The 1,246-nt window shown below is 65.5% G+C and carries 2 protein-coding genes; both read right to left on the bottom strand.

Annotated features, from left to right (window positions below; translation table 11 throughout):
* On the bottom strand, window positions 1–281 hold a 281-nt coding region (locus EOD07_RS34890; protein WP_164772866.1), incomplete at its 3' end, for an MFS transporter.
* 153 nt (window positions 282–434) lie between these two features.
* A partial coding sequence (locus EOD07_RS34895) for a pyridoxal phosphate-dependent aminotransferase (RefSeq protein ID WP_164772867.1) occupies window positions 435–1,246 on the bottom strand: 812 nt, incomplete at its 5' end.

Here is a 1,246-nt window from a genome sequence, read left to right on the forward strand (position 1 = left end):
GCCTCGACGAGCGACGACAAAGTCATGATCAGGCGGCGGCCAAAACGGTCGGCGACGACGCCGGTGACCAGCACCAGGAGCAGCGAAGGCAGGAACTGGACGATGCCGACAATGCCGAGGTCGAAGGGATTGCGCGTCAGATCGTAGATCTGCCAGCCGACGGCGACCGACACGATCTGGGTGGCGAACGTCGTGAGGAAGCGCGCCGTCCAGTAGCTGAGATACGGTCGGTGCCGGAACGCGGCGTAGCGCTGGTCTGGTGACGTTGCTTCGATGGTCATGGTTCGAGGGCCCCGTTGCGACCACGGCCGGCGGGGCACTTCCACGGTGGGCGCTGGTCCGGCGGCAACCCTTTAGCCCAGTTCGCCAGGCCATGCGCGCAAAAAATCCACGCCGGATCAAAGAAAATCGAATTTTTTTGCCCGGATGGCGGCTCAGTCCCGCAACGCGGCGGAGATGGCCGCCAGCCCGCCGCGCAACTCCGTTTCCGTCGGCCAGCCGAAACCAAGGCGGAAGAAGCGTTTCGGCATCTCGAACCAGTGGCCGGGACCGACATAGGTGCCGTGCTGCTCCAGCAGCCTCGTGTAGAATTTGTCGAGGTCGAAGCCGGCATCGACGTTGAGCCGCGGGAAGCCGACGACGCCGCCTTGCGGCCGCACCCAGTCGACCTGCGTCTCGCCGTCGATCCAGGCTTGCACGATGTCGCGGCGCCTGGCCATCTCCGGCAGCAGCGAGGCCAGGAAGGCGTCACGGCGTTCGAGCGTGGCGCGGGCGATCGCCTCGTCGATGACGCTGCCGCAGATGCCGATCTGCTCCTTGGCGGCGAGGAAGGTTTCCTGCAGTTCCGGATCCCGGGTCACCAGCCAGCCGATGCGGATGCCCGGAATGCCGAACGCTTTCGACAGCGAGCAGACACTGATGGCGGCAGGGCTGAGCGAGGCCGCCGAAGGCAGGCGCTCGCCATAGGAGAGGTCGCGATAGGTCTCGTCGACCAGCAAGCGGCACTTGCGGCTCTCGGCAAGCGCGACCAGCGCGTCGAGATCGGCTCGTGTCATCATCGCGCCTGTCGGGTTGTGCGGGCAGGTGACGCTGATCAGTTTGGTGTTCGGGCGCAGCTCCGCCTTCACGCGTTCGATGTCGACGGCAAAGCCCCGGTCGAAGTCGAGATCGACATAGGAGATGGCGCAGCCGATCGCCTTTGGCGTCTCGATGTTGGTGGCGTAGTTCGGCCGCACGACCACGAGAT

It is taken from the genome of Mesorhizobium sp. M2C.T.Ca.TU.002.02.1.1 (assembly GCF_003997225.1).